At 63.9% G+C, this 25,984-nt stretch carries 20 protein-coding genes; 11 read left to right on the forward strand and 9 right to left on the reverse strand.

All coding sequences use genetic code 11. The annotated features are described in order from the left end of the window. The first annotated feature begins 330 nt into the window (after nucleotides 1-330). A complete protein-coding gene (locus tag ACRYRV_RS11150; RefSeq protein WP_253445374.1) occupies nucleotides 331-696 on the forward strand; it encodes a hypothetical protein in 366 nt (121 codons plus the stop codon). A 39-nt stretch (nucleotides 697-735) separates the two neighbouring features. On the opposite strand, the gene ACRYRV_RS11155 is transcribed toward ACRYRV_RS11150, so the two are convergent. Then, a complete protein-coding gene (locus tag ACRYRV_RS11155; protein WP_309635904.1) occupies nucleotides 736-1,164 on the reverse strand; it encodes a hypothetical protein in 429 nt (142 codons plus the stop codon). Between the two features lie 158 nt (nucleotides 1,165-1,322). Here ACRYRV_RS11155 and ACRYRV_RS11160 point away from each other — a divergent pair, with 158 nt between their 5' ends. Further along, a complete protein-coding gene (locus ACRYRV_RS11160; RefSeq protein ID WP_444985124.1) occupies nucleotides 1,323-1,706 on the forward strand; it encodes a NifB/NifX family molybdenum-iron cluster-binding protein in 384 nt (127 codons plus the stop codon). On the opposite strand, the gene ACRYRV_RS11165 is transcribed toward ACRYRV_RS11160, so the two are convergent. From ACRYRV_RS11165 to ACRYRV_RS11175, 3 genes are all read right to left on the reverse strand, one after another. Next, nucleotides 1,678-2,679, reverse strand: a complete 1,002-nt coding sequence (locus tag ACRYRV_RS11165) for an ion transporter (RefSeq protein WP_444985123.1) — start codon at nucleotides 2,677-2,679, stop codon at nucleotides 1,678-1,680. The two genes, ACRYRV_RS11160 and ACRYRV_RS11165, sit on opposite strands and share 29 nt — an antisense overlap. Before the next feature lie 107 nt (nucleotides 2,680-2,786). Next, nucleotides 2,787-3,074, reverse strand: coding sequence for a coiled coil domain-containing protein (locus ACRYRV_RS11170; RefSeq protein ID WP_253445363.1), 288 nt, complete (start codon nucleotides 3,072-3,074; stop codon nucleotides 2,787-2,789). Then, nucleotides 3,071-3,406, reverse strand: a complete 336-nt coding sequence (locus ACRYRV_RS11175; protein WP_299315276.1) for an antibiotic biosynthesis monooxygenase family protein — start codon at nucleotides 3,404-3,406, stop codon at nucleotides 3,071-3,073. The genes ACRYRV_RS11170 and ACRYRV_RS11175 overlap by 4 nt, the downstream gene beginning before the upstream one ends. A 274-nt stretch (nucleotides 3,407-3,680) precedes the next feature. Between ACRYRV_RS11175 and ACRYRV_RS11180 the strand changes: the two genes are divergently transcribed. From ACRYRV_RS11180 to ACRYRV_RS11195, 4 genes are all read left to right on the forward strand, one after another. Beyond that, the gene (locus ACRYRV_RS11180; RefSeq protein ID WP_444985122.1) at nucleotides 3,681-4,967 is read left to right on the forward strand and encodes an MFS transporter; all 1,287 of its coding nucleotides are present in this window, start codon (nucleotides 3,681-3,683) and stop codon (nucleotides 4,965-4,967) included. A gap of 102 nt (nucleotides 4,968-5,069) precedes the next feature. Beyond that, complete coding sequence (locus ACRYRV_RS11185; RefSeq protein ID WP_444985121.1) at nucleotides 5,070-5,399, forward strand: DUF427 domain-containing protein; 330 nt, start codon at nucleotides 5,070-5,072, stop codon at nucleotides 5,397-5,399. A gap of 355 nt (nucleotides 5,400-5,754) precedes the next feature. Continuing rightward, on the forward strand, nucleotides 5,755-6,990 hold the full coding sequence (locus ACRYRV_RS11190; protein WP_444985120.1) for a DUF4365 domain-containing protein: 1,236 nt from the start codon (nucleotides 5,755-5,757) through the stop codon (nucleotides 6,988-6,990). A 106-nt stretch (nucleotides 6,991-7,096) separates the two neighbouring features. Further along, nucleotides 7,097-8,026 carry a KAP family P-loop NTPase fold protein gene (locus tag ACRYRV_RS11195; RefSeq protein ID WP_444985119.1) on the forward strand — a complete coding sequence of 310 codons (930 nt, stop codon included), beginning with the start codon at nucleotides 7,097-7,099 and terminating at the stop codon, nucleotides 8,024-8,026. 216 nt (nucleotides 8,027-8,242) lie between these two features. On the opposite strand, the gene ACRYRV_RS11200 is transcribed toward ACRYRV_RS11195, so the two are convergent. Next, complete coding sequence (locus tag ACRYRV_RS11200) at nucleotides 8,243-9,661, reverse strand: IS1380 family transposase (RefSeq protein WP_444986195.1); 1,419 nt, start codon at nucleotides 9,659-9,661, stop codon at nucleotides 8,243-8,245. 69 nt (nucleotides 9,662-9,730) lie between these two features. Between ACRYRV_RS11200 and ACRYRV_RS11205 the strand changes: the two genes are divergently transcribed. From ACRYRV_RS11205 to ACRYRV_RS11225, 5 genes are all read left to right on the forward strand, one after another. After that, nucleotides 9,731-10,978: a hypothetical protein gene (locus ACRYRV_RS11205; protein WP_444985118.1), complete on the forward strand. Its 1,248-nt coding sequence runs from the start codon at nucleotides 9,731-9,733 to the stop codon at nucleotides 10,976-10,978. A gap of 41 nt (nucleotides 10,979-11,019) precedes the next feature. Further along, nucleotides 11,020-11,718, forward strand: coding sequence for a zinc ribbon domain-containing protein (locus ACRYRV_RS11210; protein ID WP_444985117.1), 699 nt, complete (start codon nucleotides 11,020-11,022; stop codon nucleotides 11,716-11,718). Between the two features lie 100 nt (nucleotides 11,719-11,818). Next, nucleotides 11,819-12,313 carry an XF1762 family protein gene (locus ACRYRV_RS11215; RefSeq protein ID WP_444985116.1) on the forward strand — a complete coding sequence of 165 codons (495 nt, stop codon included), beginning with the start codon at nucleotides 11,819-11,821 and terminating at the stop codon, nucleotides 12,311-12,313. Beyond that, nucleotides 12,313-13,326: a hypothetical protein gene (locus tag ACRYRV_RS11220; RefSeq protein WP_444985115.1), complete on the forward strand. Its 1,014-nt coding sequence runs from the start codon at nucleotides 12,313-12,315 to the stop codon at nucleotides 13,324-13,326. The genes ACRYRV_RS11215 and ACRYRV_RS11220 overlap by 1 nt, the downstream gene beginning before the upstream one ends. 593 nt (nucleotides 13,327-13,919) lie before the next feature. Next, nucleotides 13,920-14,543 carry a hypothetical protein gene (locus ACRYRV_RS11225; protein WP_444985114.1) on the forward strand — a complete coding sequence of 208 codons (624 nt, stop codon included), beginning with the start codon at nucleotides 13,920-13,922 and terminating at the stop codon, nucleotides 14,541-14,543. A 231-nt stretch (nucleotides 14,544-14,774) separates the two neighbouring features. Here ACRYRV_RS11225 and ACRYRV_RS11230 read toward each other — a convergent pair whose 3' ends face one another. The 4 genes from ACRYRV_RS11230 to recC form a co-directional block, all read right to left on the reverse strand. Further along, nucleotides 14,775-15,980, reverse strand: a complete 1,206-nt coding sequence (locus ACRYRV_RS11230; protein ID WP_444985113.1) for a GGDEF domain-containing protein — start codon at nucleotides 15,978-15,980, stop codon at nucleotides 14,775-14,777. A gap of 126 nt (nucleotides 15,981-16,106) precedes the next feature. After that, a complete protein-coding gene (locus ACRYRV_RS11235) occupies nucleotides 16,107-18,461 on the reverse strand; it encodes an AAA family ATPase (protein WP_444985112.1) in 2,355 nt (784 codons plus the stop codon). After that, nucleotides 18,454-22,257, reverse strand: a complete 3,804-nt coding sequence (recB, locus tag ACRYRV_RS11240; protein ID WP_444985111.1) for an exodeoxyribonuclease V subunit beta — start codon at nucleotides 22,255-22,257, stop codon at nucleotides 18,454-18,456. Before recB ends, ACRYRV_RS11235 begins: the two co-directional genes overlap by 8 nt. After that, on the reverse strand, nucleotides 22,254-25,883 hold the full coding sequence (gene recC, locus ACRYRV_RS11245) for an exodeoxyribonuclease V subunit gamma (RefSeq protein ID WP_444985110.1): 3,630 nt from the start codon (nucleotides 25,881-25,883) through the stop codon (nucleotides 22,254-22,256). The genes recB and recC overlap by 4 nt, the downstream gene beginning before the upstream one ends. Nucleotides 25,884-25,984 lie beyond the last annotated feature (101 nt).

The following is a 25,984-nucleotide window of genomic DNA, read 5'->3' on the forward strand; positions in this document are numbered from 1 at the left end:
TGTAGCCGGGTTCAGGTCGCGGGTCGGGGTAGCGATGCCTTGTCCTGAACCATGGCTTCACTATGACGAAGGCCAAGGCACGGAACAACGCGCCATTAGGCGCAGAGGAGGTTGTAGTATGACTACATACAGAAGAAGGGCCGTCGCCTCGGGTAGTTTCATTACCCTGGCGGCGGAATCACGGGGTTCGCAGGTGCTCCCCGGTGGTCAATTGGCGCGCATGATACGTCCCATTAGATGCCTCGGCTATCCGACTTTCGGCGGGCGGTGCCGCCCGGCTACCATGGGGCGTCGTGGTAAGGCAGTGATGACTCGGGGGAGGGCGAACCGATGACCTTGAAAGCGAAAGAAGCGGGGAGCGCAAGCGCTGAACTGGCCCCGCGCCTGCGGGCACTGCTCGAGGGGCTGCCCGCGGAGGGGGTGCCGATCACCTACCAGCAGGCCGCCGAGGCCCTGGGGCTGGTGCCGCCCCATACCATCAGGCGGGTGGCGGTGGCGCTGGAAACCCTGATGCGAGAGGACGTGGCGGCCGGGCGCCCGCTGATCGCCGCCCTGGTGGTCAGCCGCCGCGGGGCCTTGCCCCGTCAGGGCTTCTTCGAACTCGCGGTCGAGCTCGGCCGTTTTCCCGTCGACCCGGCCTGCCACGCGGCGGCCTATCGGCAGGAGCTCGAGGGCGTCATGGGGTCGGCGTCGTGAAGCGTCGGGGGCCGCTCGTGACAGGCGGCCCCGGCCGACTCAGGGCGCTTCGGCCAGGCCGGCAAGTTCGAGGGCCTGGGCGAACTGCTCCTCGTCGAGCACGCTGCGCCAGTGGTCTGCGCAGTCGGAGCGCATCAGCAGCAGCTCGGCTTCCAGTTCGCCGATAGCGGCGGCCTTCTCCTCGCGCTTCGCGCGCTCCTCGCCCTGCACGATCATCTCGCGGAGCTCGGCCCGGGCCGCCACCACGCGGTCTTCGAGGGCCTCGCGTACCGCAGGGCTGGTGGCCATCCACTCCTGTACCGCTTCACGCTGCGTCTCGTTGAGCCTGAGCTGGTCGGCGTTTCTGGCCACTGCCGGGGTCAGCAGCACGATGGGGGATGACAGCTCCGAGACATCGCGCTCGGCGGCGACGGTGGCATGGCTGGCGAAGGCCAGGGCCAGGGCGGAAAGCAGGGTGACAGGGCGCATGGGAGGCGGCTCCTCGTAGGTTGGGAAAGCCGTGAGCCTAGCAAAGTCGGCGCCGGCCGCCGTGCGGAAGAATGTCGCACTCAAGGCGGCGCCGTTGTCGATTATCCTGTGAGAGAGCTGTAACACGCCTACAGCGACAACGACGGAGGAAGAGGCGCATGAGCACGGCATTTCCGGTCAATACCCAGGGGCATATTTCTGGCCATCTGGGTAAATCCCCGCGTCTGCTGGTTGTCGGGGGGGAGTCTCCCCGCTGGATCGACAACCCCATGAATGCCGACACCTGCAGCGGGCGCTGCAAGCTGCTGACTGCCCTGCAGGAGGCGGGCGTCTCGCGGCTGCTGGTGCGCCATATCGGCCAGCGTACCCTGGGGCGCTTCCTGCGAGCGGGCCTGGAGGTTTATCGGCTGCCCCGGGGCATGATGGTGCCTCCCGAGGGGGCAGGGGTTCCATCCGGCGCGGAGCCACTGACCCGCGCCGAACAGGGGCGTACCTCGAAGCCCCGGAGCAAGCCTAGCGATAGCGCTGCTGCCACCCCTTGACCGCGATCTGCTCCTTGAGCAGCTCCAGCATGTCCACCAGCACCTGTTCGGTCACCTGTTCGGTATGCGGGTCCGTGCGCAGCCAGGCGTCGAAGCCGCTCTCGGCCAGGTGTTCCGCCAGGGTGGAGAACTCCGGCGACTGCAGCCCCTCCAGGGCCTCGTTGACCAGGCGGCAGGCCAGGTCGGCGAGCGAGGCCTCGAGCCCGCGGGTCAGCTGGCCGCCCAGCGGCAGGCGCCTGAGCCGCTGCACCTCCGGGCTCTCCGCCAGGGTGCGGCCGACCAGGCCGCGCACATAGCGCAGGAGGTCCGGTCGATTATGGGCGTAGGCGCTGCCCGCCATGGCCTCCAGGCGCTGGGTGATCTCCCGGATCAGCGCCTGCTGGCGGGGCCGCACCACCCGTTCCACCACCCGGGTGGAGAGGGAGTCGCCGGAGCGCAGCTGGGACTGGACGTTGTCGAGCATGCGGATGGCGATGCGGTCGGTGAGCTCCTCCAGCAGGATGTCGTAGTACTTGGCGACCGCCCGATAGAGGTACCAGCGGCGCACATCGATCAACCCCAGCCGGTGCAGGCGATGCAGCAGCGAGATGACGCGCAGCAGGCGCAGCAGCCGGAAGCCGCCCACCGGGATGCAGCCCAGCACGTCGTACCAGTGCACGAAGGGGTAGAAGAACCAGCGGTGGTAGCGCCGCTCGGCGATGGCCACCGCCCAGCCCAGCAGGACATCGAGGATGAAGATTGCCACGAAGGCCAGGTCGATGGCGATGAAGCGGGCATGGACATGCTGGTCGTAGGCGGCGTGCAGCCCGGGCGCGGCGGCCTCGAAGGCGGCGTTGAGGGGCGCGAGCAGGAAGAGGCTGTCGAAGAGCAGCAGGGCCAGGTTGATGATCACCAGCCCGATGATCAGCAGGTCCCACGCCAGGTGCAGCCGCTCCAGGGTGGGGGAGAGCGGAGTCTCGCGGGTGGCGGGCATGGCGCCTCCTTGGCCGGGAAGTCGTTGGCCTGATGCCGGGGTACCCTGGCCTCACCGTCCTGCCGGCGAGGCCAGGAAGGGGCGCCCGAGCTGGCGCTGCGAGGGGCTTACTTGAAGCGGTCTCTGGCCTTCTCGAAGGCGTCGCTGAAGGACTTCCAGGCGCGTTCGGCGCCGTCCCGGATATCGTCCCAGGCGTCGTCGCCGGCCTCGCGCAGCTCCTTGAGCTTCTCGCGCATCTCCTCGCGCTTCGCCTCCAGGCGTTCGGCCTCCTTCTCCCGCTCGATGCGGGCCTCGGCCTCGGCGCCCCTGGCCCTGGCGCGCAGCTTGTCGATCTCGGCCTGCCACTCGTCCAGTTTGGCCTGCAGCTTCTGCTCGTAGGCTTCCTTGTTGCTCATGGAGTCGTCTCCTCGTTGTCGACGGTCTGGATGACCTCGAATCCCTCGAAGTTCGGCGGGCCCAGGTAGAGCCCTTCGCGCTTGCTCTGGCCGGCGCTGGCGTGGGCCTTGCGGAACGCCTCGGAGCGGGTCCAGGCCTCGAAGTCCTCCCGCGAGCGCCACACGGTATGGGAAGCATAGAGCACATGATCCTCCCGTTCCGGTCCGCGCAGCATATGGAAGGCCTCGAAGCCGGGCAGCCCCTGCAGGTGGGTCTCGCGCTCCAGCCAGATCTGTTCGAACTCCTCCACGCGCTCGGGGTTGACCCGGAAGCGATTCATGGCGATGTACACGGGCATCTCCTGTTGGTGGGACAGCCTCTCGACGATGCCAGCTCGCCAGCGGCGCGACAAGCCGCGGCTCGGCCTCAGGCAAGGAGCAGGTGGCCATGGCGGCGCCGCGGTGTTGCCGGCGTTGAGATTACCGCGTGTGACAGCGCGACGGTTGTCGATATCGCCATGCTGCTTCACGCTGGGGAAGTGCCGACACGCCATCGCGCACCCAGGGGCGGCGACCGGGCGCCGGTTGCGACCCACCACTTCGTGGCAGTCTGGCGGAGGACGCAGGATGAGGCTTTCCAGCACGGGATTCGCGCTACTCGGGGCCGCACTGATCGCGATCAGCTTCGGCCTCGCCCGCTTCGCCTTCGGGCTCTTCGTGCCACCCATTCGTGAGGAGCTGGGGCTCAGCTCCTACGTGATCGGCATCATCGGTTCGCTGCCGCTGATCAGCTTCCTGCTGGCCACGGCGGTCGCGCCGCTCGTCACCCGCCACCTTGGCGCCCGCTACGCGGCGGTGCTCTCCGGCGGCTTCGGCGCCGGTGGGCTTTGGCTGATCAGCCAGGCCAGCGGCCCGCTGATGCTGGGCGCCGGGGTGTTCGCCTGCGGGATCTGCACCGGCCTGATGATGCCGGCGCTGACGGCGGCCATGCAGGCGATCGTCAGGCGTTCGCTGCACGGGCGGGTCAGCTCGGTGATGAATGCCGGCACCAGCATCGGCGTGATCGTGGCGGTGCCCACGGTGCTCTTCATGGTTGGCGCCTGGCGTCTCGCCTACCTCTCCTTCGCCGTGCTGGCCGGCCTTGGCGTGGTCGCCGCCTGGCTCTTCCTGCCCTCGGTCTCGCGGATCGTGCCCGCCAACGCAGCCGAACCGCCGCCCCTCGACGAGCTGCCTTGGTCGCGGCTGGTCCGGCTGACGCTCTTCGCCTTCCTGATGGGCTTCGTCTCCGCCGCCTACTGGATCTTCGCGCCCGACCTGGTGGTGAGCCTCGGCGGCCTGCCCGCCAGCGCCACCGCCTGGCTGTGGCTCGCGGTGGGTGTGGCCGGCCTCGGCGGGGCGGTGGTGGCCGACCTGGCCGATCGCAACAACCCGCCCATCACCCAGGCCCTGATGCTGATGATGCTCTCGGCGAGCCTCGCCCTGCTGGCGGCCAGCCCCGACCAGCCGCTGCTGACGGCCTTCTCGGCGCTGGTCTTCGGCCTGGCCTACATGAGCCTGACGGGGCTCTACCTGATGACCGGCATCCGCCTGCTGCCCGGCCGCCTTTCCGTGGGGCCGGTGCTGCCCTTCATGGCGGTATCGCTCGGGCAGGCGACCGGCTCGCCGGTGGTCGGTAGCCTGGTGGAGGGCTTCGGCTATGCCGATGCCTTCTCCATGTTCGCCGCGCTGGGCATCCTGGTGGCCATCCTCTCGCCCTTCTACCCGGGCGCCATCGCCCAGGCGGAGGAGGAAGAGGCCGCCGAGGAGGAGAGCGGCCTGCAGGCGGCCTACGACAGCCAGCTCCTGGACGAGGAGGGCGAGCCCCTGGAGGACCCCCTCGAGGCGGAAGAGGAGCAGCCCGCCGCCGGCTCGTGAGGAGAGCCCGGGCCCGGCCTCTGGCCACCAAGGGCGAAGGGAAATTTGCGTCCCTGGCTGCTACCCTGTGGACATATCAGAAAAAGCACACAGGGAATGATCATGGACGATGCCCCCGAGCCCCGCATCACCCTGCACCCGCACGCCCGCCGGGTGCGCGTCGTCATCGACGGCACCGAGCTTGCCGACACCACCCGCGCCATCGAACTGCGCGAACTCGGCTACCCGCCGCGGCAGTACCTCCCCCGCGACGACGTTCGCATGGACCTGCTGACCCCCTCCGATACCGTGACCCACTGCCCCTTCAAGGGCGATGCCTCGTACTTCTCTTTTGGCGAGCACCAGGATGTGGCGTGGAGCTATGAGCAGCCGCCGGAGAATATCGAGGATATCGCGGGCTGTCTGGTGTTCTACCGGGGAGTCAGCGGATGACTGATTTCACACCAGCTCCGCCATCGCGGCGGGGGCTTGTAGGAGCCCGATTTATCGGGCGAGGGGCGGCTGTCGACACAAAGCAGCCATGCCGGCAAGGGCAGCAGGCACGTTCATCGGGAATATGTGGCATGCATGATGGTCGGTGTTATGTTGCCAAGCTATACTTAATTTCTAGGGTTTTCAGTAAGATAAGAGTTGAGAGAGCGCGCAGCATAACATTATTGAACGCGCGTGCGCGTTCAAGTGGAATATCAAGCAAGCTGTCTAACACCTGTTCTGTGAATGCATATGCATGACTGGCCATCCAACAATTCGGCATTCTTTGCTATCCAACTAGGGAGGGCTTACATTTGTGAGAGCACAAGGATCTGATCGTATAGAGCGTCAAGGGCTTGGCTGGGTCACAGCACGTGGTGAGGCAGCGGGTTTTGCCGTACGAGAGCAGTTTAGTAGTGACTACGGAGTCGATGCTATTGCCGAATTAATTGACGATGAGATAGCCACTGGGCAGTTGGTTGCGATACAAATCAAGTCCGGCAGTAGTTACCTTGGTGAAACGAAGGATGGCTGCTACATCTACCGCCCGGATGCGCAACACGTCGACTACTGGCTAGGGCATACACTTCCAGTCATCGTATGCCTCTGTGACCCTGAAAAAGAAATTGTATATTGGGAGCGGGTTGCTAAGGACACCGTCGAATCGACAGGGAAGGGCTACAAGCTAGCCGTTCCCCAAGTGCGAAAACTTGGCAAGGATACCCGAGGGGCTCTGAAGGACCTCGTCACGCCGCGCATCGCGTCCAGCGACTATACGCTCGTTTCGACTGAGGATGTCAGCCATGGTATGGCCAAGCGTTACTCAATCAAAGTGGTCCTTAATCGTCCCATGACCAAACCAGAACTGGCGGCTGTTATCAGGGAAATAACGGCCAAGACTGCAAAGCGTCGATACTCTAGGAACGTGATGGTAAAAGGTAGATGGGGCGAAGCTGATGCGCATGTCGTTTGGGCCTTTATCTATGCCAGTGCTGCTGACGAAAAAAAGGCTATTTACACGTGCAGGAGCATCTGGATTGACCCAAGTCTTGATGCTGAGTACGCGCCGATCCCTCTGGTCGGGGAAGATATTGGTGATGGTACCATTGTGGATTGGAAGCAAAGTCCTATGGCCGGACTCAGGGATAATGGCCAGAGTGATTTCGATAAGGGGCACTATTTGGATCTAGTAGATCCAATAGTAAGTCTTGTAAGCGAAAGTTTGTCGGATATCGGGGAAGCCCTTCAAAAATGGCAGTCGGGCGGGAGTGTCGAGTCAAATTTTCTGTTGGAAACCAAATCCGCCCGCCAAAAGATTTCTGATGCATACGATTCCCACGCCAGCTCCCCGGAACCACCATACGAGTGTCACGATTTGTATGTTCAGGTAGGGAGCATGCTAGCGTGCACGCACAATATCGTTCTATACCACAACGAACGCGGTATCGAACTTTGGACCGATCACGTCCGTCGCCGGATGACTGCCTCGGCGCTGGACGACGCGATCAAATGGCTCAACCGCATCAAGTACGAACGCGAAAAGGTCTCGTAGTGAAACCACAGAACAAGGCCAATCACGGCGACAGCTTCTCCATTGCGGCTTCGCCTCCATTCCAAAGCTGCGCGTGTTGGCGGCGTTCGGCGGCTGAGTGCGGCACATGAATTGGTTTAAGCACATTTTTTCCGGTGACCACTCTCCACCTGAGAGTCCTGCTCCCGTAACCAAGGTCGAAAATCGAGAGCCTAGGCGGCAGCCCACCATCGCCGCAGACAACCCTATTGCTAGCGAAAGTGATGACGCCCTCAATAGAACAACGATGGCGCATTCCTTCGCAGACCAGATACAAGCTATCGATGCACGAAATGGATTGGTCGTAGGCGTCCTCGGGCCGTGGGGTTCCGGCAAGACCTCTTTCGTCAATTTGGCGCGCAGGAATCTGGAGGATGCTGGGATTGCGGTTCTCGATTTCAACCCTTGGATGTTTAGTGGTGCCGATCAGTTAGTCCAGGCCTTCTTTGTCGAGTTAACGGCGCAACTAAAACTGCGGCCTGATTTCGCGGAAATTGGTGGATTGATAGAAGATTATGGCGAAGCGTTCTCAGGTCTCGGGTGGCTGCCATTCGTTGGTCCGTGGATCGAACGCGGACACAAAGCGACCGGAATCCTAGCTAAATTACTTCAGAGCAAAAAAGAAGGCGCAGGGCAACGGCGCGCCAAAGTAACCCGAGCACTAACGGATATACCCGCGCCCATCGTTGTGGTGCTGGATGACATCGATCGGCTGACGACGCCCGAAATTCGTGATGTGTTCAAGTTAGTTCGGCTTACGGCAAATTTCCCCAATATTGTCTACCTGTTGGCGTTTGACCGCGTTCGCGTTGAGCAAGCTCTCGGTGAGCAAGGTATACCTGGGCGAGATTACCTAGAAAAAATTCTGCAGATTGGAGTCGATCTTCCAGCAGTCCCCTTCGATGTACTTAATTCTCAAATATTTACAGGTATCGATGGGGCGCTGGTCGGTATCGAAAAGCCAGGAGATTTCGATTCCAATGTATGGCCAGATGTATTCATCCCGCCTTATTCATGAGAGCGCGGGCTGAGTGGATTATCAGCCCTCGCTGCCAATACCGAACCATCGGCACTGCGTTGGCAGCATGAGAATCCGCTGCCATATGCAAAAACAGCGCATCTTTCCGTTATGTTTATAGCCTACAGGAATGGACTGCCGTCATTCATGCAGCCGTCATCATCAGCCGAGGTGGGGCTGCTGTACGCATGGATCGGTGGTGGTATCGCCGACGAGTCAGTCCAGCGCGGTCAGCTTTGGCAGCCCCTTCAGCAAGGCAGGCCACCATTTGTCAGCCGCATCACCGAGGTGAATGGTGATGCGCCGAGCGTGAAGCGAGAGCGTCGCCGCTACCTTGAGCACCTGCTCGCGCATCCGGCTCAGACTCCAGCCCTGCCGGGTCTGACGCACCAGCAAGCAGCGCAGGCCATGCAGGACCTGATAGGCGTAGAGGCTCAGTAGCAGGCTCACCTCGTTGCGGGCCATGACGTCCTGGACCGTGGAGGCACCGCGATCCGTCGACGACAGGTGCACGTCCAGCGCCGATTTCACCTCGCCCATGTGGGCCTCGGCGCTGCCGCGCTTGCGATAGAGCGCCAAGACCTTTTCCGGCGGCCAGTCGAACTTGCCGAGGTTGGTGACCAGGAAGAAGGCATGCAGCAGCAAGTCATCGGGGCGCTCCTGCACCACCAACACCACGCGTCGTGGCGCTGGCCAGGAACCGGCTTGGTATTCAAGGTCATAGCACCATTCGCGAGGCTGTTCGGGCGGTCGGCCGCGGGGCCGCTTCAGGTAGGGCGCCGCCAGTGTCTGCAGGCCCTTGTGGCTGCGCAACCGGCCCAGATACTCGATGTCGCGCGTTTCCAGGGCCTCCAAGGTGTCATTGTCGGTAAATCCGGCATCGGTGCGCACCCGAACCTGGGCGCCGGTGCTCTCGTTGAGCCGCTTCACCAGATGGGGGATCCAGGTGTCGGCGTTCTCGGCCGGACCGGCGTTGCCCTCTCGCAGCAGGCCGCCCACCATATCACCGGTCTCGGCCAGCGAGGCCACCAGCGGCGAATAGATCCGGGTGCCGTACAGGCCATGATAGGCCGAACCGCCCTGGTGGCCGTGAACCTCGATCGGCAGGCCGTCGATGTCCAGCGTCAGCTGCTTGGGACGCTCGCCGTTCTTCAGCGCGGTCAGGCGCCAGACCACCAGCCGCAGCAGGCCCTCGTGCACGGCATCGATGTTGTCGTTGCGGCCCAGGCAGGTGAGCAGCCTGGACAGCGTGGCTTGAGAGGGCCGGTCTTGGGCCAGGGGCGTCAGCCCACGCGCATCACTGCAGGCCAGCTGCCAGAGCGGATCACGTCGCAGCGTGTCGGTATCGCTGAGATCGATCCAGCCCATCGCCCGCTGTAGCACCAAGGTGCGTATCTGGCTGGCCAGCGAGTGGCGAATGCGCAGCGGATGGCGCGGATCGACCAGGTTGTCGTCGAGCGCCTCGATCACGCCGCTGCTGTCGAGGGCTTCCCGCAGCAGCAGCGCGCCGCTGTCGCTGGTGGTGCGTTGGCCGTCGAGCTCAACGCGGATGGACCCGTTGCAGGACGGAATCCAGGGAGATACGCTTTCACCCATAGCGGATGGCTCTCTTGGATCAGGTTCTTGGCGGAACACACTGATTTTACAAGAGAATGCCATCCGCTATCTTCGTTTTCAGGCCGGCCTCATGAATAAGGCGGGTTCATGGAGATCATCAGGCCACTAATTCGAAATATGCGCGACGTCCGGCGATTCGCTGCAGCAATCCATGGGGCCGTGCGCGACCTAGGTGGGCAAGTCGCCTTGGTTGATGCCTTGGCGCTTGAAGCCATTCGGGTCTTCCTTCCAGACGTCTTTGCTCAGCTCCATTCATCAGTGGCAGGCCTGACCACAACATCCAGCGATTTCGGTAGGGGACAGGAGCCGGAGCATTTGAAAAAGCAGATTGATGTGCTGCTTGAGTCAGCCGGCAATCATCAACAGGTTGTTCGGAGCTTGATTGAGCGTCTGTTCCCAGCCGCGCAGCGGCACATTGGGGGGTCTCACTATGGCAGCGACTGGAAGAACGGGTGGCTCGTGAACCGGCGGATCGCCCATGAAGATATCCTTCGTCTCTACCTTGAGCGTGTGGTTGGTGAGCGTCTTCAAGCATTTTCTAATGCTGAAATTGCGTGGTCCAAATTGGCGGATAAAGGTGCCTTTAGCGATTTCCTCGGCGATCTCCCGACGGAGCAACTCCGCGAGGTGATATCGATGCTTGAAGCGTACGAAGAGAAATACACGCTTGAGCATGTAATCCCCGGTTCAGTAGTTCTATTGAATTTGCAGCCGACCATTCCAGACGTTCAACGTGGAATGTTCGATTTTGGGGCGCGAATGACGGTAACGAGAGTCGTTTACCGATTAGTGAGATCACTAGATGGGCCTGAAGCGGTTGAGGCAGCAGTGCGCGAAATTCTTCCTCAGGTTTCGCTCCTTTCCCCAAAGCTGGATTTGATAACCATCGTTGGCCATCGGGACGGCGCTGGTCACAAATTGGTAACCGAAGAGGCAGCAAAAGGGCTTGAGCGGGAGTGGCGAGCCGAAGTAAGGGACTCGGATTCGGCGCTGCTTTCTCAGGAAGTGGATTTGATCAGAGTGCTCGGGCTGGCAATAGATGATGCCCATGAAGACGAGCCAGCAATCTCGGTGCCAGACTTCCCCGAAATTACGCTTGCACTGTTGGAATCAGCGAAGAGCGAGGTAAAAAGTCAGGCAATGGGGAGTCGTGCTGTAGTCCGAAAGCCGCGCCTTCATTGGGACGGCTTAGTCAAGATATACGGTGATGAGGCAACGCTGCGGCAAAGAATCGATGCATTGAAGGCTGCAACGACGGAGATTGACAGGGATTTGGTTGATCTAGTCGACAAATATTTGAGCGGTTGGCGTCCGAAGGAGTTTGACGATGATTAGGCGCGGAGCAACGCCGCCGAACAAATCGCTGCAGGTGACGTTTGACCCGCCACGCACTTTTGCTGTCGCAAAAGCACGCGTCGCCTCAAACGCACCTGAGCTCAGGCGTTATTAAATTTTTTGAAGGAGGTTCTGTGCACTGTAGTAAATGTGGGGCTGATATCAGCGAAGATGCAAATTTTTGTAGTAAATGTGGGAGCGCCGTCAGTGCAGGGATTTCAGCAGTCGGTGATGGAAGCTTGAATATCGCTGGAAGCAATAATATATCAAATAGTCAGCTTCATGTTGGAAACATATATAATGCGGAGAGACCAGAGGATGCTGCGTACATTGATCGAGTTTTTGTAAAGCCGATAACTTTGGCGGGAAATCCGGTAAAAACGTCCTGGTTCATTTTCTCTGGCTTAGTGGGATTCGTAGGAAGTTGGGCATCTATTTTTAGCATCTTCGGGAGTGGCTGGCAATTTCTCTTTATCTTGATCTTAGGTGTCAGCATGTTTCTTGTGTTGAATGGGATTCAATTGTGGAGAGCGAGATTTGCTAGATTCTTTTGGTTCAATATTGAGGCGAATAAGGAAGGGCAGCTTTTTCTCACTCGGATAGGCGGCGACTGCCCAAAATGTGACGGAAATCTTAAACTTGTTGATATAAAAGTCGCTCAAGACCGACATAAAACCTTTGTGCGGTGTTCGAGGAATAGCGATCATATTTGGAATTTTGATCCAACTCGATTGGACTGAATTTAACAAGCGGCAGCACGGTGACCGCTTTTCCGCCGCGTTGCGGCTCCAAATCGGCACGTGTGCCGGGCGTACGTAAAGTCAGAGCAGGGAGAGAAGGTTGGCAAAAATATTAACTACTAAACCGATCACTATTAAAGCTGCTAATGATTTTATTAAAAGCTTTCATCGGCACCATCGACCAACAATTAGGAATAGTGGGCGATGGGCGTTGGCTGCAATTGATTCAAGTGATGAGATGGCTGGAGTGGTAATCGCTGGAAATCCTGTATCAGCAAGTTTTATGGATGGTTATACGCTTGAGTTAACAAGGCTTTGTGTAAAAGAGGGGGCGCCAAAAGGTACCTGTAGCTTCTTGCTGAGTAAGTGTTGCTCTATTTGGCGGACCATGGGTGGCCAAAGAGTAATTACATATACTTTAGAAACTGAATCTGGCTCATCTCTAAAAGGTGCAGGTTGGAAATTATCCGGAGCCGTAAAGCCGCATAAGAGATGGGCAAATAAAAGCAAGGTAGATGGGATAGAGCGAGCGCATTTAGAAATATACGAGTTAGCAAAGTATCGTTGGGAAAAAGAATTGAAGGATGCTGTTTGATGGATACTATCTGTGCATTTAGCTCCGACAGTCGGGAGCTTTATAAAGCCGACATTTATCGAGTTCTGGCTTTGCCAAAAAATCATATCATACATTTCCGCTATAAGAAAAAGTATGTTGACGATAATCTCTTGAACAATCCGAAGAAGTTAAAGAAGCAAAAAGTCGCGATATTCTTTACGCATGGAAATGACTTGGGAACTTCGGGCGATAATGAATTCCAGCACTTCTCTGTTAGGTGGGCAAGCATTACAACAACGGAATTTAGTCCTGAAACTGACGTATTCCATATCTACATGAAGCTTGGAGATTTTTGTAACGTCCAAATAGACACAGGAAATTCTGATGAGAAGAAACCGCCGACTAAGTTTTTCTCTAAGCTTAATTGTACCGAGAGAAGTGTGGAAAATAACTGGCAATCAAGAATACTGGCCATAAAGGACTACTTTCCTAAAATGACTTTTTTCCACCTAAAGTCGATTGGGAATGGGTGGCGGGATAAATGTATCCACTATAAAAACAGTAAGAAGTCTTGTCATTACAGTCTTACTCATGGAGACCGTTATATATTGAAGCTGGCTGTATCTAACCCTGATGCCTCGGATGCTAAAATTGAAATATCAGATAGCAGCGAAGAAATAACAATAAACTGTATAAACCCCTTTGAAACTTCAATTCAGTTTGATGATCATGATATCCCTATATCAGTAAAAACCTTGCAGGTTTTTAAGCAAGCATCGTTATTAGAGTTTAAGCCAGTCAAGAAAAATGAAAATGCAGATGGATACAAAGGGCTTGGTGAATATGCTACAAATATTGAGTTTAATTTAAATTTGAGTCTTAAGAGACCTCTTGTTTTTGGGGTTTTCAGTACGATGGCGTTTTGGGCTGTTTTGCTAGCTCGGCCGATTTCAAGCTCAGCTGCTTGGCCATCTGATTGTACTTTATTAATTGCAACGCTGCTTTTTTATGTTTCTAGTAGCTCACTGTTTTTTTGGTTTAACAAGAAATGAGTTTACGTATAACAAGCGCATGTTGTCGGACTGGTTTTCCGCTGCGCTCCAAACCAGCCGCAAATGCGAGCGTTATACGTCAGGGATATCTCAATGGCCGCTCTTGGCCGAGAGCGGCTGCTTCGACATTGGCCCCGGCACTGTCATCCGCTTGCGGTGCAGGCAGCAGACTGCCCCACAAAGCGGACATTCTCTGCAGGCTTGGCAGCCTCATGAGGTCTTACGAGCGAGATAGTCCGCTTTGAATCGCGCGTCTGAATAATCTGTTTTGATGATTTATGGGCTTGTAGCTCCGGCGTCGAGAGCAAGCAGTGCAGCTGGGTAAAAAAATCCGGCTGTTGCTGCGGTGCCTAGAGGTGCTTTTTCGGCTCACCGTGCGGTGGCTAGGCTGGGCGAGCTATCGGCTAATTTCACCGCCGAGCCGATTAGCTGCGATTTCCTCAGGTGCCTGAACGGCTTACTCGGAACGGTCTAGACATCGCTACAAATGTAGCCTATATACTCCAGTGTAGGAAGGTGATTTCACAACTTGCATAGAATAATATGATAAAAGCTCCATAGAATAACACGATACGACAAAAAGGAGGCTTCTCATGCCCCTGTCTCGTTCAGAATTTCCAGCGCAACCCGCTGAGACCTACAGCAATCTCCGAAAACAGGTTCAGCACGGCGATATATTACTTTGCTCAGGGAATGGTGTGTTTTCCGCAATGATCCAGCAAGCGACAGATAGTGTTTGGAGTCATGTCGGCTTTATATTAAGACTCGATGACGTCGATCGTGTTATGCTTCTCGAGAGCGTAGAGTCTATCGGAGTTCGTACAGTCAGGCTTTCAAAGTATCTGGTTAATTATAGCAAGGGGAAGCCGTATAATGGAGGGTTGGTTGTTATAAGAAACAAAGGCTTTTCCCGTGTTGTCCAGGAAGGAATGTTAAAAAAACTTGCTGGATATGCCATAGATCACTTCGGGTATCCTTATGACAAACGGCAAATCGCAAAAATTTCCGCGCGAATAATGGCTTCAAAAGTGCCGTTTACCAGAAGGCAGCGGGGCAGGATTAGACAAAATGACGAGTTTATCTGCTCGGAATACGTTGCGCGATGTTACGCGGAAGTGGGTATCAAGGTGAAGTGGGACAAGAGAGGATTCATATCCCCTGCCGATTTCGCCTGCGATGAGGCGTTCGAACTTGTCGGAGTAATGCAGGAAAATTGATTTCAAAAGTGATGATGTATTGAAGTTTTCGGAATCGTTAATGGGATAAAGGAGAGGTTGGCCTCCTCCATGTCCTCCTGCGAGCGTGGTCAAACACCACCGGCATGCGGCCACGGAATTACTCGCATGGTTTTGGCTCCGGTTGCTGACACAAGGTGGCCTGGAGTGGCCCCATGACCGTGTCCAATTTCAGCAAACAAGGTCACTGCCGTCTGCGTTGACAAACTGCGATCACGCCTCGCCCTCCACCTCCTGACTCACCACCACCCGGTTCCGGCCGCCGCGCTTGCCGGCGTAGAGGGCCTGGTCGGCCTGGTGGATCAGGGCGTCCAGGTCGGTTGCCTCGTCGATGACCCCGGCGATGCCGATGGTGACGGTCAGGCGGTGGTCGGGCATCTCTTCCATTACCGTAAGCTCGCTGACCTTCTGCTGCAGCCGCTCCGCCACCATTTGCGCGTCTTTCGGATGAGTGTCCGGCAGGGCGACGATGAACTCCTCACCGCCGAAACGCCCGATTACGTCCTGGGGCCGAAGGGAGTGCTTGCAGGTCTCCGCGATCGCCTTGAGCACCGAGTCACCCTGGCGGTGCCCCCAGGTATCGTTGATGGCCTTGAAGTGGTCCACGTCGATCATCAAGAGGCTGAAGGGCGCCTCGTCGAACTGTGCGCGCTGCAGCAGCTCCCGGGCCCGCTCCATGAAGTGGCCGCGAGAGTTCAGGCCCGTCAGACCATCCCGCTCGGCGAGGCTGCGCAGCTGGGCTTCCAGCGACTTTCGGTGGGCGATCTCCTCGGTCAGCTGCTGGTTCTGCACCCGTTCCTCCTGGAGCAGCGCGAACTGCCTGCGCTGCAGCGTCTCCAGGCGCAGCAGGGCGAAGAAGCCCACGGCGTTGGTCAGGACCAGCAGCAGGAGGAGGCGCAGGGCGAGTGCCGCGGGAATCTCCGCCACCATCACCGCGGCGCCCAGAAAGCCCAGGCCCATATAGAGGCTGGCAGCTGTCGCGACGGGCAGAAGGTTGGGGATCAGCAGATAGAATCCCATGGTGGCGACGACAACCCCGCTGACCTGGGTGGAGAGGCTCTCGGGGCGCAGGGGAACGATCAGGATGATGGCCGTTGCCAGTATCCAGAGCGGCAGGGCGTGCAGCCAGGCATGGCGGAAATAGCTGCCCCGGCGTCCGAGCACGTAGGCCAGCACCAGGCACGACGAGACGACCACCAGCCGCATGGTGAGCAGCAGCGTGAGCGCCATGCTCAGGCCGACAAAGTGGTAGTCGGAGATGGCGAACATGGCGAAGACCAGGGCTGCCACGATCAGCGCCACGCTGGACTCGAGGCGTACCCTGGGCTCGATGTCCCGGCGATACGCGGCTTCCTGGCCCGGGTCCTGGAACTGGCCGCTCAGCCGGTGCAGGGGATATCTCGTTGCTGGTGGCGACAAGGGTGGCTCTCCCGGTCTTGTAGTAGAAGGCTTCACCGTTCCGGCGTTGGAAGGCAGCACCCCTCCCGCTGGCCTGCTGCACTATAAGCGCATCAAGGTGGCGGGAAAACGGGCGGGTGCCAACGCTCATCCGGCTCCCAACCCGCTCACCCGCATCACCCGCCGCTCCACCGCGTCCAGCAGCTGGCCGCGCCCGGTCTCGACCAGGGTGAGCCAGTGCCTGGCCCGGGTGATGCCGGTGTAGACCAGCTCACGGGTGAGGATCGGGTTGGGGGCGTCGGGGAGCAGCAGGGCGGTGTGGGCGAACTCCGAGCCCTGGGACTTGTGCACCGTCATGGCAAACACCGTCTCCACCGCCTGCAGGCGGCTGGGCAGCACCCACTTGATGCGCCCGCTGCCATCGCCTGCCGGGAAGGCGACGCGCAGCGCCGGGCCCCGGTGAGCGGCGCCCTCGCACGGGGCTGCCGTGTCGGGCAGCGCCAGGGTGATGCCGATATCGCCATTCATCAGCCCCAGGCCGTAGTCGTTGCGGGTGACCAGCACCGGGCGGCCGGGGTACCAGAGCCGGCGGCCGTCGCCGCTGTCGATCAGCCCTTCCTTCTCCAGGGCGGCGCGGATGCGCTCGTTCAACCCTTCTACCCCCCAGGGGCCGCGGCGCAGGGCGCAGAGCAGCTGGAACTGGCCGTGGGCGGCCAGCACCGCCCGGGCCCAGTCGTCCAGGGCCTCGCGGTCGATCTCGCCATCCGGGCTCGTCTCCGGCGCCGCGTGCTTCATGGCGTCCAGGCTCCGCATGACCTCCAGATAGTGGCGATAGCCCACCGGCGGCGGCAGCGTCCTGCCGTTCACCACGCGCCCCTCGCCGGCGCCCTTTCCTCGATCAGGGAAGCCCGCGGCGTGGCCCGAGACCACCAGCCGCTCCAGGCCGCGATCCCTGTCCGTTTCCAGCTTGAGGTGCGAGAGGTCGGCGTAGCCATGACCGAGCACCTCGCGGATGGCGGTGCGCTTCTCGCGGCCCGCCGAATCGCGGTTGACCGCCTCGGCCAGCCGGCCGATGCCGCTGGCCGCGTCGAAGCGGTGGCTCACGCGAAGCATGGCGATGGCCTGGTCCAGCGGAACGCCCGCGGGGTCGATCATCTCCGGGGGCAGCGCCTGGCCGGTGGCCTCGGCGAGCCAGTCGGCGGTCTCGGGCCTGTAGTGGCCGCCCTCGGCCCGGACGCAGAGGTCGCCCAGCACCGAGCCGGCCTCCACCGAGGCGAGCTGGTCCTTGTCGCCCAGCAGCACAAGGCGGGCGCGGGGCGGCAGGGCGTCGAGCAGCGCGGCCATCATCTCCACGTCGACCATGGAGGCCTCGTCCACCACCAGCACGTCCAGGGGCAGCGGGTGACGGGCGTGATGGCGGAAGTGGCGGGTGTCGGGGCGCGAGCCCAGCAGGCGGTGGAGGGTGGTGACCTCGGTGGGTATTGCGCGGCGCAGGTACTCGATGTCGAACTCGGAGGCCGCTTTCTTCGCCGATAAATCGGGCTCCCACAATGGGTTGCTGCCCTCAGGCTTCTCGGGGGCAGCCAGCAATGGCGCCAGACCCTCCAGCTGAAGCGAGCTGACCTGGCCGGCGATGGATTCGTTGAGCCGGGCGGCGGCCTTGCCGGTGGGGGCGGCCAGGCGGATGCGCAGCGCTCGGCGGCCTTCGCCCAGCGCCAGGGTCTGCAGTAGGGCGAGCAGCTTGACCACGGTGGTGGTCTTGCCGGTGCCGGGGCCGCCGGTGATGACCGCGAAGGGGGAGCGGGCGGCCAGGGCGCAGGCAGTTTTCTGCCAGTCCAGCTGGGGGCCTGCGGGGAAGAGGGCGGAGAGGGCTCGGGAGAGGGCTTCGAGGTTAATGGCCTGATCCGGGCGCCTGTCGGCGCCTTCGCCCGGCGGAGCCGGCCTCCCACCAGGAGCACCATTCGCCGAAATGTCGGACCACCGATAAATCGGGCTCCCACCGGGATGGGAAGACTCCAGCCGGGCGGCGATATGCTGGCGGATCGAGCGTTCGTGATGCCAGTAGCGGCGCAGGTAGAGACGGGTGCCGTCGAGCACCAGGGGGGTGCTGCCGGGCCCGTGGCCGACGATCAGCGGGTGAGTGAGCGCTTCCTGCCAGTCGGCGAGGCTGAGCTCACCCAGCAGGGCGCTGGGCAGAGGGGGCGGGTCCTCCAGGCTGTCGCCCTCCGGGGGCAGGGAGAGGGCCAGGTCCGGTTCGGCCAGGGTGCGCTCCAGGTCCAGGCAGACGTGGCCGCGGCCGAGCTGGTGGCTGGCCAGCGCCGCGGCCAGCAGCAGCGGGGCGGGGGCGTCCGGCACCTCCCGGCCCAGGAAGGCGGCGAAGGCGCGGTCCAGGGCGCGCAGCCAGCCGCGGGCCACCCAGCGGTCGAGCAGGGCGAAGAGGGCCGCGGTGTCGTGCAGGGCCTCGGCGCCGGCGGCTGGGGCGGTGGGTGAGTGGTCACTCATGGCGGGCCTCCGCATCGTCAGGGAGATCGGTGCCCCGGAAGAGGGCGTCCAGCGCTTCGATCAGCTCCCGGGGTGGGCGCTCGCGGTGCACGCCCCGGGAGGGGGCGTTGAGGCCGCGCAGGAAGACGTAGAGGGCGCCGCCCAGGTGGCGGTCGATGTCGTAATCGGGCAGCCGCGAGCGCAGCAGGCGGTGCAGGGCCAGCAGGTAGAGGCAGTACTGCAGGTCGTAGCGCTTCTCGCGCACCGCCTCCGCCATGGCCGCCTCGGAGTAGGCCGCGTCGTCCCGGCCCAGGAAGTTGGACTTCCAGTCCAGCACGTAGAAGCGCCCCTCGTGCTCCACCACCAGGTCGATGAAGCCCTTGAGCATGCCGTTGAGCCGGTCGCGCTCCAGGGCCGGCCGGGCGGCACCGTCCAGTGTGTGAGCGCTTACGAGGGCGTCCAGCCGGCGAGTGTCGACCCGGTGGGCGGAGAACCAGAACTCCAGCTCCACCTGATAGCGAGCGCTCTCCAACCGCTCCAGCCTCAGCGGCGCCACCGGGCCCTCGGGCGCGTTCGGCACCGGCAGCTCGCAGGCCAGCAGCCCGCGCAGCCAGGCCTGCAGCGCCGGGATGCGCTCGCGCCAGCCGCGCAGGTTGGCGCGTCGCGCCAGGGTGTCGTTCAGCCGCTCGGGCTCGGCGGCCAGCCGGGCGAAGCCCTCGGCGCCGGCCCACTCCAGCAGGCCGTGGAGGAAGGTGCCCGCCGCCGGGCCCCGGGGAAAGCGGTGGAGGGAGTCGTCACTTACCGGCTGGACGGCCTGGACCGGGTCGCTGGGCTCGTCGCGCATCTCCCGGGCGGTGGCTTCAAGAGCCGTCTCGGGTTCTTCCAGAAGGGCGGGCGCTTCCTCACCACCGCCAATTCTCTCGCCACCGATGCTTTCGCCCCCCAGGCGCAGCGCCGAGTAGCTGGCGATCCACCAGTGCTCCCGGGCGCGGCGGGCCGGGGTCAGCGCCTCGCGCAGGGCCTCGTCGCTCGTTTCCATGGGCACCACGAGGTCGCTGGGTGCCGGCGCCGGCTCGACCTTGAGCTCCGTCTCTGCCGCGCCCTGGGCGAGGGGGAAGAGGGCCTCCAGCAGGCCGTCCGTCGAAGATGACGAGAGCGGCGCCCCGGCGGTGAGCACCTGGCCGACGGCGCTGCGCTCCAGCCCCCTGAGGGGGGCGATGCCCAGCCAGGTGGCGTGGCGGGCCCGGGTCAGGGCCACGTAGAGCTTGCGCAGGTCCTCCCCCAGGCGCTCGTCGTCGGCCCGGGCGAGGGCGGTCTCGTCGGGCTCCAGGGAGAGCCGCTGGCGCCCGGAGGCGTCGTGCCAGGTCAGCGGTAGGTCGCCGGCCTTCTTCTCGCGGAAGGCGCAGATAAAGGGCAGGAAGACCAGCGGATACTCCAGTCCCTTGGACTTGTGGATGGTGATCACCTGCACCAGGTCGGCGTCGCTCTCCAGGCGCAGGCGATGGGTGTCGGCCTGCTGGGGCGGGTGGGCCCGTGCCTCGCTCAGGTGGCGCAGCAGGGCGTGCTCGCCGTCGAGCTCGGCGCTGGCCTCCTGGAGCAGCTCGCCGAGGTGGAGGAGATCGGTGAGATGCCTCTCTCCACTCGTGCTCCTGAGCAGCCGGGTGGGCACGGTGAAATCGGCCAGCAGGCGGTGGAGCATGGGCAGCACCCCCTGGCGCTGCCACTGGCGATGATAGGTGCGAAACTGCAGCACCCGCGACTCCCAGGCCAGCTCGTCGTGCTGCAGGGCGTCCAGCTCGGCGAGCGATAGCCCCAGGCTCGGCATGGCCAGGGCCCCATGCAGGCGCCGCTCGCTGTCGGGCTCGGCGCAGGCGGCCAGCCACATCTCCAGCTCCAGGGCCGCCGGGGTCTCGAAGACGCTCTCCTTGTCGGAGAGGTAGACGCTCTTGATGCCGCGCGCCAGCAGTGCTGAGCGGATCGCTCGGGCCTCGTTGCCGTTGTTGACCAGCACGGCCAGGTCCGACGGCGTGAGGGGGCGGAAGGGCTCGCCCGGCGCGCTGAAGCCGGTGCGTCCGGCCCGGCCCTCCATCAGCAGCTCGGCCATGCGGCTGGCGCAGCGGGGGGCCATGGCGTCGAAGTAGGCGCTCTTGCTCAGCCCGTCGTCTCCGCCATCCCCGGCAGGCAGATGCCAGAGGGTCATGGCGGGCAGCGGCTCGCCGTCCCGGGTCAGCGACTCCTTCCTGCCCTTTGCTGCCACCGGCAGGAAGGGCACCGGATTGTCCCCTTCTGGGGAGCGGAACAGGAAGGCGCCGCGCCCGGCGGGGTGCGCCTCGGCGTGCTGGAAGACCCGGTTGGCGGCGGCCACCATGGCGGTGGCGGAGCGGAAGTTGGTGCCGAGTGTCACGTGGCGGCCGGCGGTGTCCCGGCGCGCCTGCAGGTAGGTGTGGATATCGGCGCCGCGGAAGGCGTAGATCGCCTGCTTGGGGTCGCCGATCAGCAGGATGCCGCTGGGGGCCTCGGGGTCCGGCGCCTCGGCCAGGCGGTAGACGTGGTCGAAGAGCCGGTACTGCACCGGGTCGGTGTCCTGGAACTCGTCCACCAGGGCCACCGGGAACTGGCGGCGGATCTGCTCGGCCAGCAGGTGACCGGAGGGGCCGGCGAAGGCGTCGTCGAGGCGCTCGAGCAGGTCGTCGGGGCCGACCTCGGCGCGGCGCTGCTGTACCCGAGCGCGGCGCTCGCTCATCCAGCGCACGGCGTGGGCCAGCAGGTCGGCGCGGGCGTCGGGCAGCGCCTCGAGCCGCTCGGGCAGCGCGGCCAGGGCGTGCAGGGCGGGGTGGTCCAGGGGCTCGTCCGTCTTCCAGATCTCGGCGATGCCCTCGGGCGTCAGGCGCTTCCAGGCGGTGTCGGTCAGCGCCGGGGTGGCGAGCTCTGGGTCCTGGGCCCAGTCGCGCAGGGCGCCCAGCCAGCTCCCACGGCTGCGGCTGTTGAGGCTGCGCTGGTCATAGGCCTTGGCGGCGGCGGCCGCTTCCAGCGCCTCGGCGAGCTCGTCGAGCCAGGCGGGCCAGGGGGCCTTGAGCTCGGCGAGCTCCCGCGCGCGCTCGGCCTGCATGCTGGCCAGCGCCCCGGCGGGAGGCGGGGCGTCGGGCAGCAGCGCCACCTGGCCCTTCAGCTGGCGCACGTCCTCGGCCAGGGCGTCGGGGCTCTTCCAGTAGCGGGTGACCACCGCCAGGGCCTCGGCGTCCAGGGCGTAGTAGAAGCTGCGCCAGTAGTCCCGGGCCACCTCCAGCTCGAGCTCGGACTGGTCGAGGTTCATCTCGAGGGAGAAGAGGCTGCCGCTCTCGAAGGCGTGCTCGCGCAGCATGCGGTGGCACCAGGCGTGGATGGTGGAGACCGCGGCCTCGTCCATCCACTCGGCGGCCAGCTGCAGCCGCCGGGCGCAGGCGGGCCAGCGCGCCTCGGGGTAGCTGTCGCGCAGGGCCAGCAGGGGGTCAGACCCCTCAGCGGATTTTGGGGTCTGACCCCCAAGGGGGCTTTGGAACGCCTCGGCGGCCTCGACCAGGCGGGCGCGGATGCGGTCGCGCAGCTCCCGGGTGGCGGCGTTGGTGAAGGTCACCACCAGGATCTCCGGTGGGGTGAGGGCGCGGGGGAAGCTCGCCGTGTCGGCCTCGTCCCGGGGACCCAGCACCAGGCGCACGTAGAGCAGGGCGATGGTGAAGGTCTTGCCGGTGCCGGCGCTGGCCTCGATCAGCCGGCTGCCGGTGAGCGGCAGGCGAATCGGGTCCAGGATAGGAGGCGTGTTACGGTCCTGGGTGCTCATGCCTTGCCTCCCTTGTCCTGGTTGCCCCTGGCGTTCTTCTCCTTCGGTTTGCGTACCGCCTGTAATAGCGGGGCATAGAGCGCCTCGGCCAGCGCGGCGAAACCGCCACCCTCGGTCGAGCGCACCAGCGCCTCCAGTTCCGGCCACTGGCGCAGCAGGTAGGGGTCGCGGCCGCGCTCGCCGTGGTCGTGGTTGAAGCCGCTGCCGTGGAACGCCGTCTGCATGGCGCTCCAGGCCTTCTGGTCCGTCTCGTCCGCGCCGCCCTCGAGGCAGCGGGCCATGGCTTCGGGGGTGCCGCCCTTCTCCAGCCAGGCGAAGGCGGTGTCCCGGGCCAGGGGCAGGGGGGCCTGCATGCCGCGGTGCCAGGCCCGGGCGATGGCCATCAGGTGGGCATGGGCCTCCTCGGCGGGCAGCGGGGCCAGGGTGCCGCCGCCGGCCCGGGAGAGCAGCCTCGTGGTCATGGGCCCCTCCAGCTGGCCGGCCAGGTGAGCGACCCAGGGGCCGAGCCAGTGCTTCCAGTGGTACCTGCCCTTGTTGACCAGGCTGCTGGTGGTGAGCAGCACCCGGCAGCGCTCCATGGCGTCGTTGGCCCGCAGCTCGCCCAGCCAGTCCTCCAGCCCCGGGCCGTCGCCCAGGGCTTCCCGAAGGTCCAGGGAGACACCGAGGGGCTCCGCAAGGGGGTAGGGCCAGGCCTCCAGGACCTGGCGGTACTCCTCGAACAGCTTGGGCATGGGCTCGGCCAGGGCGTCGCGCATGCGCTCGGTGAAGCCGCCCAGGGCCAGGCGGCCCTCCCGCTCCAGGCGCGCCAGGGTCGCTTCCAGGGCGGGTTCGAAGGGCTCCCCGGCCTCCACCGCCGCGCGGCTCACCTCGATCAGGGCGTGCTGCAGCTGCCAGTGGTCGAGGCCGTCGAGCTCGAAGGGCTCGTGGTCGAGGCGCTCCAGAGCCTCGGTCTCCAGGAAGACCTTGAGCCGGGTGGTATGGAAGGCCTGCACCGGCGCCCTGAGAAAGCCGCCCAGCTGGGCCAGGGTCAGCGGCGACGCCTGGCGGAAGGGGGCCAGCGCCGGCGCCGCGGCCGGTTCGGCGTCGCCACCGGGCAGGTGCAGCTCCCGCCACTCGTGGGCGTAGGTACCGAGGGGCGAGCCCTCCTTGAAATACGCGATGCTGAAGGGCTGCAGCGGATGCTCGGTGGTCAGCGCCTCGAGCAGCGCCTTGCCCTCCTGCTCCTCTTCTTCCCCCTTTTCCTGACCCGCCAGCCGCCAGCCCCGGGCGAGATGGTCGCGCAGCTGGCCCAGCAGCACCGAGGGGGGCTGCTCGGTATTGTCGACGATGCTGCGCCCCACCCAGCTGATGGTCAGCCGGTCCCGGGCCGAGAGCAGCGCCTCCAGGAAGAGGTAGCGGTCGTCCTCCCGGCGGGAGCGGTCGCCGGGGCGGTAGTCCTGGGCCATCAGGTCGATATCCAGGGGGCGCTGCACCCGCGGGTAGTCGGCGTCGTTCATGCCCAGCAGGCAGACGTGGCGGAAGGGGATGGCGCGCATCGGCATCAGGGTGGCGATGTTCACCGCCCCGGCCAGGAAGCGCTGGGAGAGGCTCGCCTCGTCCACCTGAGCGAGCCAGTGCTCGCGCACCACCGAGAGCGGAAGAGGTTCGGTCAGCCCGGCCTCCTCGGCGCTCTCCTGCCACGCCTCCAGGGCCTGTTCGAGGCGGGTCAGCGCCATCAGGTCGCGGTCGGCGTCGGCCAGGAAACAGGCGGCCAGCAGGTCACGCAGCCGCTCGCCCCAGCCGGCCACGTCGCAGGGCTCGGCCAGGGCCTGCCACTGGGCCTCCAGGGTGTCGATCAGGCTGACCAGGGGGCCGGCCAGCGCCGCCTCCAGCCCGCCGATATCGTCATAGGGCTCCACCCCCTGCCAGGGGCCCTCGGCGGCGCTGCCCACCGCATAGCCCAGCAGCAGCCGGCGCAGGCCGAAGGCCCAGGTGTTGGCGCTGAGCCCCTCCGGCAGCTCCAGGCTCTGGCGCTGCCGGGCGTCGAGCCCCCAGCGGATGCCGGCGCCCTCGATCCAGCGGCGCAGGGTGGGCAGCGCCGTCTCCGGGATGCCGAAACGGGCGCGCAGGGCGGGCACCTCCAGCAGGTCGAGCAGGTCGCTGACCGAGAGGCGCAGCTCCGGCAGGCGCAGCAGCTGTTCGAGGGCGATCAGCAGCGGCAGGCGGTGGCGGCTCGCCTGGTCGGAGAGGGTGAAGGGGATATGGCGCGGGTCGTCGGGGTCGAGGCGGCCGAACACCGCCTGGACCGCGGCGGCGTATTGGTCCACGTCGGGCACCATCACCAGCACGTCCCGAGGGCGCAGGCTGGGGTCCTCGCTGAAGGCGGCCAGCAGCTGGTCGTGGAGGATCTCCACCTCGCGCAGGGCGCTGTGGGCCATCTGGAAGCGCAGCGAGCGGTCGCGGCTCGGGTCCACGGCGGGCCAGCGCTCGCGGCTCTCGGCCAGGGGGCGCAGCTCGAGGATATCGTCCTGCAGCTGGCGCAGCAGGCTGGGCTCGGGGGCTTCCGCGTTCTCCAGGGGGGAGTCGAAGAGGTCGATGCGCAGCGCCTCCCCCTCGAAGAGGCCGCGATAGGCCTGGGCCTCGTCGAACTCGTCCAGCAGGCGCAGGTAGTCGCGGCCCTGCTTGCCCCAGGCGGCCAGCAGCGGCTGGGCGTGGAGGTGCAGCTCGGTCTCGGCCAGGTCCGCCGGCATGCCGGGGCGGCGCCGCTGACGCTTCCTTTCGGCTCGGAGGAGGTCCTTGTGTTCGATGATGTCCGCCCAGTAGTGGCGGCAGGGGTTGTGGACGCAGAGCAGCACCTGGCTGAAGCGTGCCATGGCGGCCAGGGCTTCCAGGGTCTGGGCCGGCAGCGAGGAGATGCCGAAGACGATGACGCGGCGCGGCAGGCCGGCAGGGCGCTCGCCCAGCGCTCGGCACGCCTCGAGGAAGCGGCGATGCACCGCGGCGCGGCTGGAGGTGAGCCCCACTTCGCCCAGGTCCGCGGCGATATCGTCGCGCAGCGCTCGCCACAGCGCGGCCTGCCAGCGCTGGCCCTCGGCGAGCGGGCGGGCCTCGCCCCGTGCGGTGATCAGCACGTCCTCACCTGCCGCCCAGGCGGCCAGCCAGTCGGCGCGATAGACCTGGTACTGGTCGAAGAGGTCGGCCAGGCGCTCGGCCAGCTGGTGGCGCTTGCGCAGGTCGTCGTCGCCTTCCAGGAAGCGCGCCAGGGGGGCGAAGACGGAGGCGTCCAGCAGGGTGGGCAGCAGGCGCATCAGCCGCCACACCAGCCGCGGCTTGTCGAAGGGCGAGACCGGCGGCACCGCTGCTTCTCCCAGCACGGCCCGGTAGGCCTGCCAGAGGAAGCGCGCCGGCAGGGTCACGTCCAGCGCCGCGGCGATGCCGGCGCCGTCCCGGGCTTCGTCGGCGGCCAGGGCGAGCTTGAGCCACTGGCTGATGCCGTTGCTCTGCACCAGGATCGTCTCGTTCTCCAGGGGCCCCAGCGGATGGCGGCGCATCCACTCCACCGCCAGGCCGCGCAGGGCCTCCAGGCGGTTGCCGTGGATCACCATGAAGCCGGGTTCGAGTTCGGGGCCCTGAAGAGCGAGTGGCATGGCGAGGTTCCTTCGCTGGGTGCCGGGGGGAGGAAACAGGGACATGGTGCCACAGGGCGACGTCGGATGGGCTACCATCGGGAGGTCGCGATTCTCACGGA

It is taken from the genome of Halomonas mongoliensis, assembly GCF_052496345.1.

Bases quoted from the DNA above. Each gene is read 5' to 3' on its own strand.
- ACRYRV_RS11235 (WP_444985112.1), bottom strand. From the start codon at position 18,461: ATGAGTGACCACTCACCCACCGCCCCAGCCGCCGGCGCCGAGGCCCTG.
- recC (WP_444985110.1), bottom strand. From the start codon at position 25,883: ATGCCACTCGCTCTTCAGGGCCCCGAACTCGAACCCGGCTTCATGGTG.
- ACRYRV_RS11185 (WP_444985121.1), top strand. From the start codon at position 5,070: ATGGACGATGCCCCCGAGCCCCGCATCACCCTGCACCCGCACGCCCGC.
- ACRYRV_RS11180 (WP_444985122.1), top strand. From the start codon at position 3,681: ATGAGGCTTTCCAGCACGGGATTCGCGCTACTCGGGGCCGCACTGATC.
- ACRYRV_RS11160 (WP_444985124.1), top strand. From the start codon at position 1,323: ATGAGCACGGCATTTCCGGTCAATACCCAGGGGCATATTTCTGGCCAT.
- ACRYRV_RS11155 (WP_309635904.1), bottom strand. From the start codon at position 1,164: ATGCGCCCTGTCACCCTGCTTTCCGCCCTGGCCCTGGCCTTCGCCAGC.
- ACRYRV_RS11225 (WP_444985114.1), top strand. From the start codon at position 13,920: ATGCCCCTGTCTCGTTCAGAATTTCCAGCGCAACCCGCTGAGACCTAC.
- ACRYRV_RS11170 (WP_253445363.1), bottom strand. From the start codon at position 3,074: ATGAGCAACAAGGAAGCCTACGAGCAGAAGCTGCAGGCCAAACTGGAC.
- ACRYRV_RS11195 (WP_444985119.1), top strand. From the start codon at position 7,097: ATGAATTGGTTTAAGCACATTTTTTCCGGTGACCACTCTCCACCTGAG.
- ACRYRV_RS11150 (WP_253445374.1), top strand. From the start codon at position 331: ATGACCTTGAAAGCGAAAGAAGCGGGGAGCGCAAGCGCTGAACTGGCC.
- recB (WP_444985111.1), bottom strand. From the start codon at position 22,257: ATGAGCACCCAGGACCGTAACACGCCTCCTATCCTGGACCCGATTCGC.
- ACRYRV_RS11220 (WP_444985115.1), top strand. From the start codon at position 12,313: ATGGATACTATCTGTGCATTTAGCTCCGACAGTCGGGAGCTTTATAAA.
- ACRYRV_RS11205 (WP_444985118.1), top strand. From the start codon at position 9,731: ATGGAGATCATCAGGCCACTAATTCGAAATATGCGCGACGTCCGGCGA.
- ACRYRV_RS11165 (WP_444985123.1), bottom strand. From the start codon at position 2,679: ATGCCCGCCACCCGCGAGACTCCGCTCTCCCCCACCCTGGAGCGGCTG.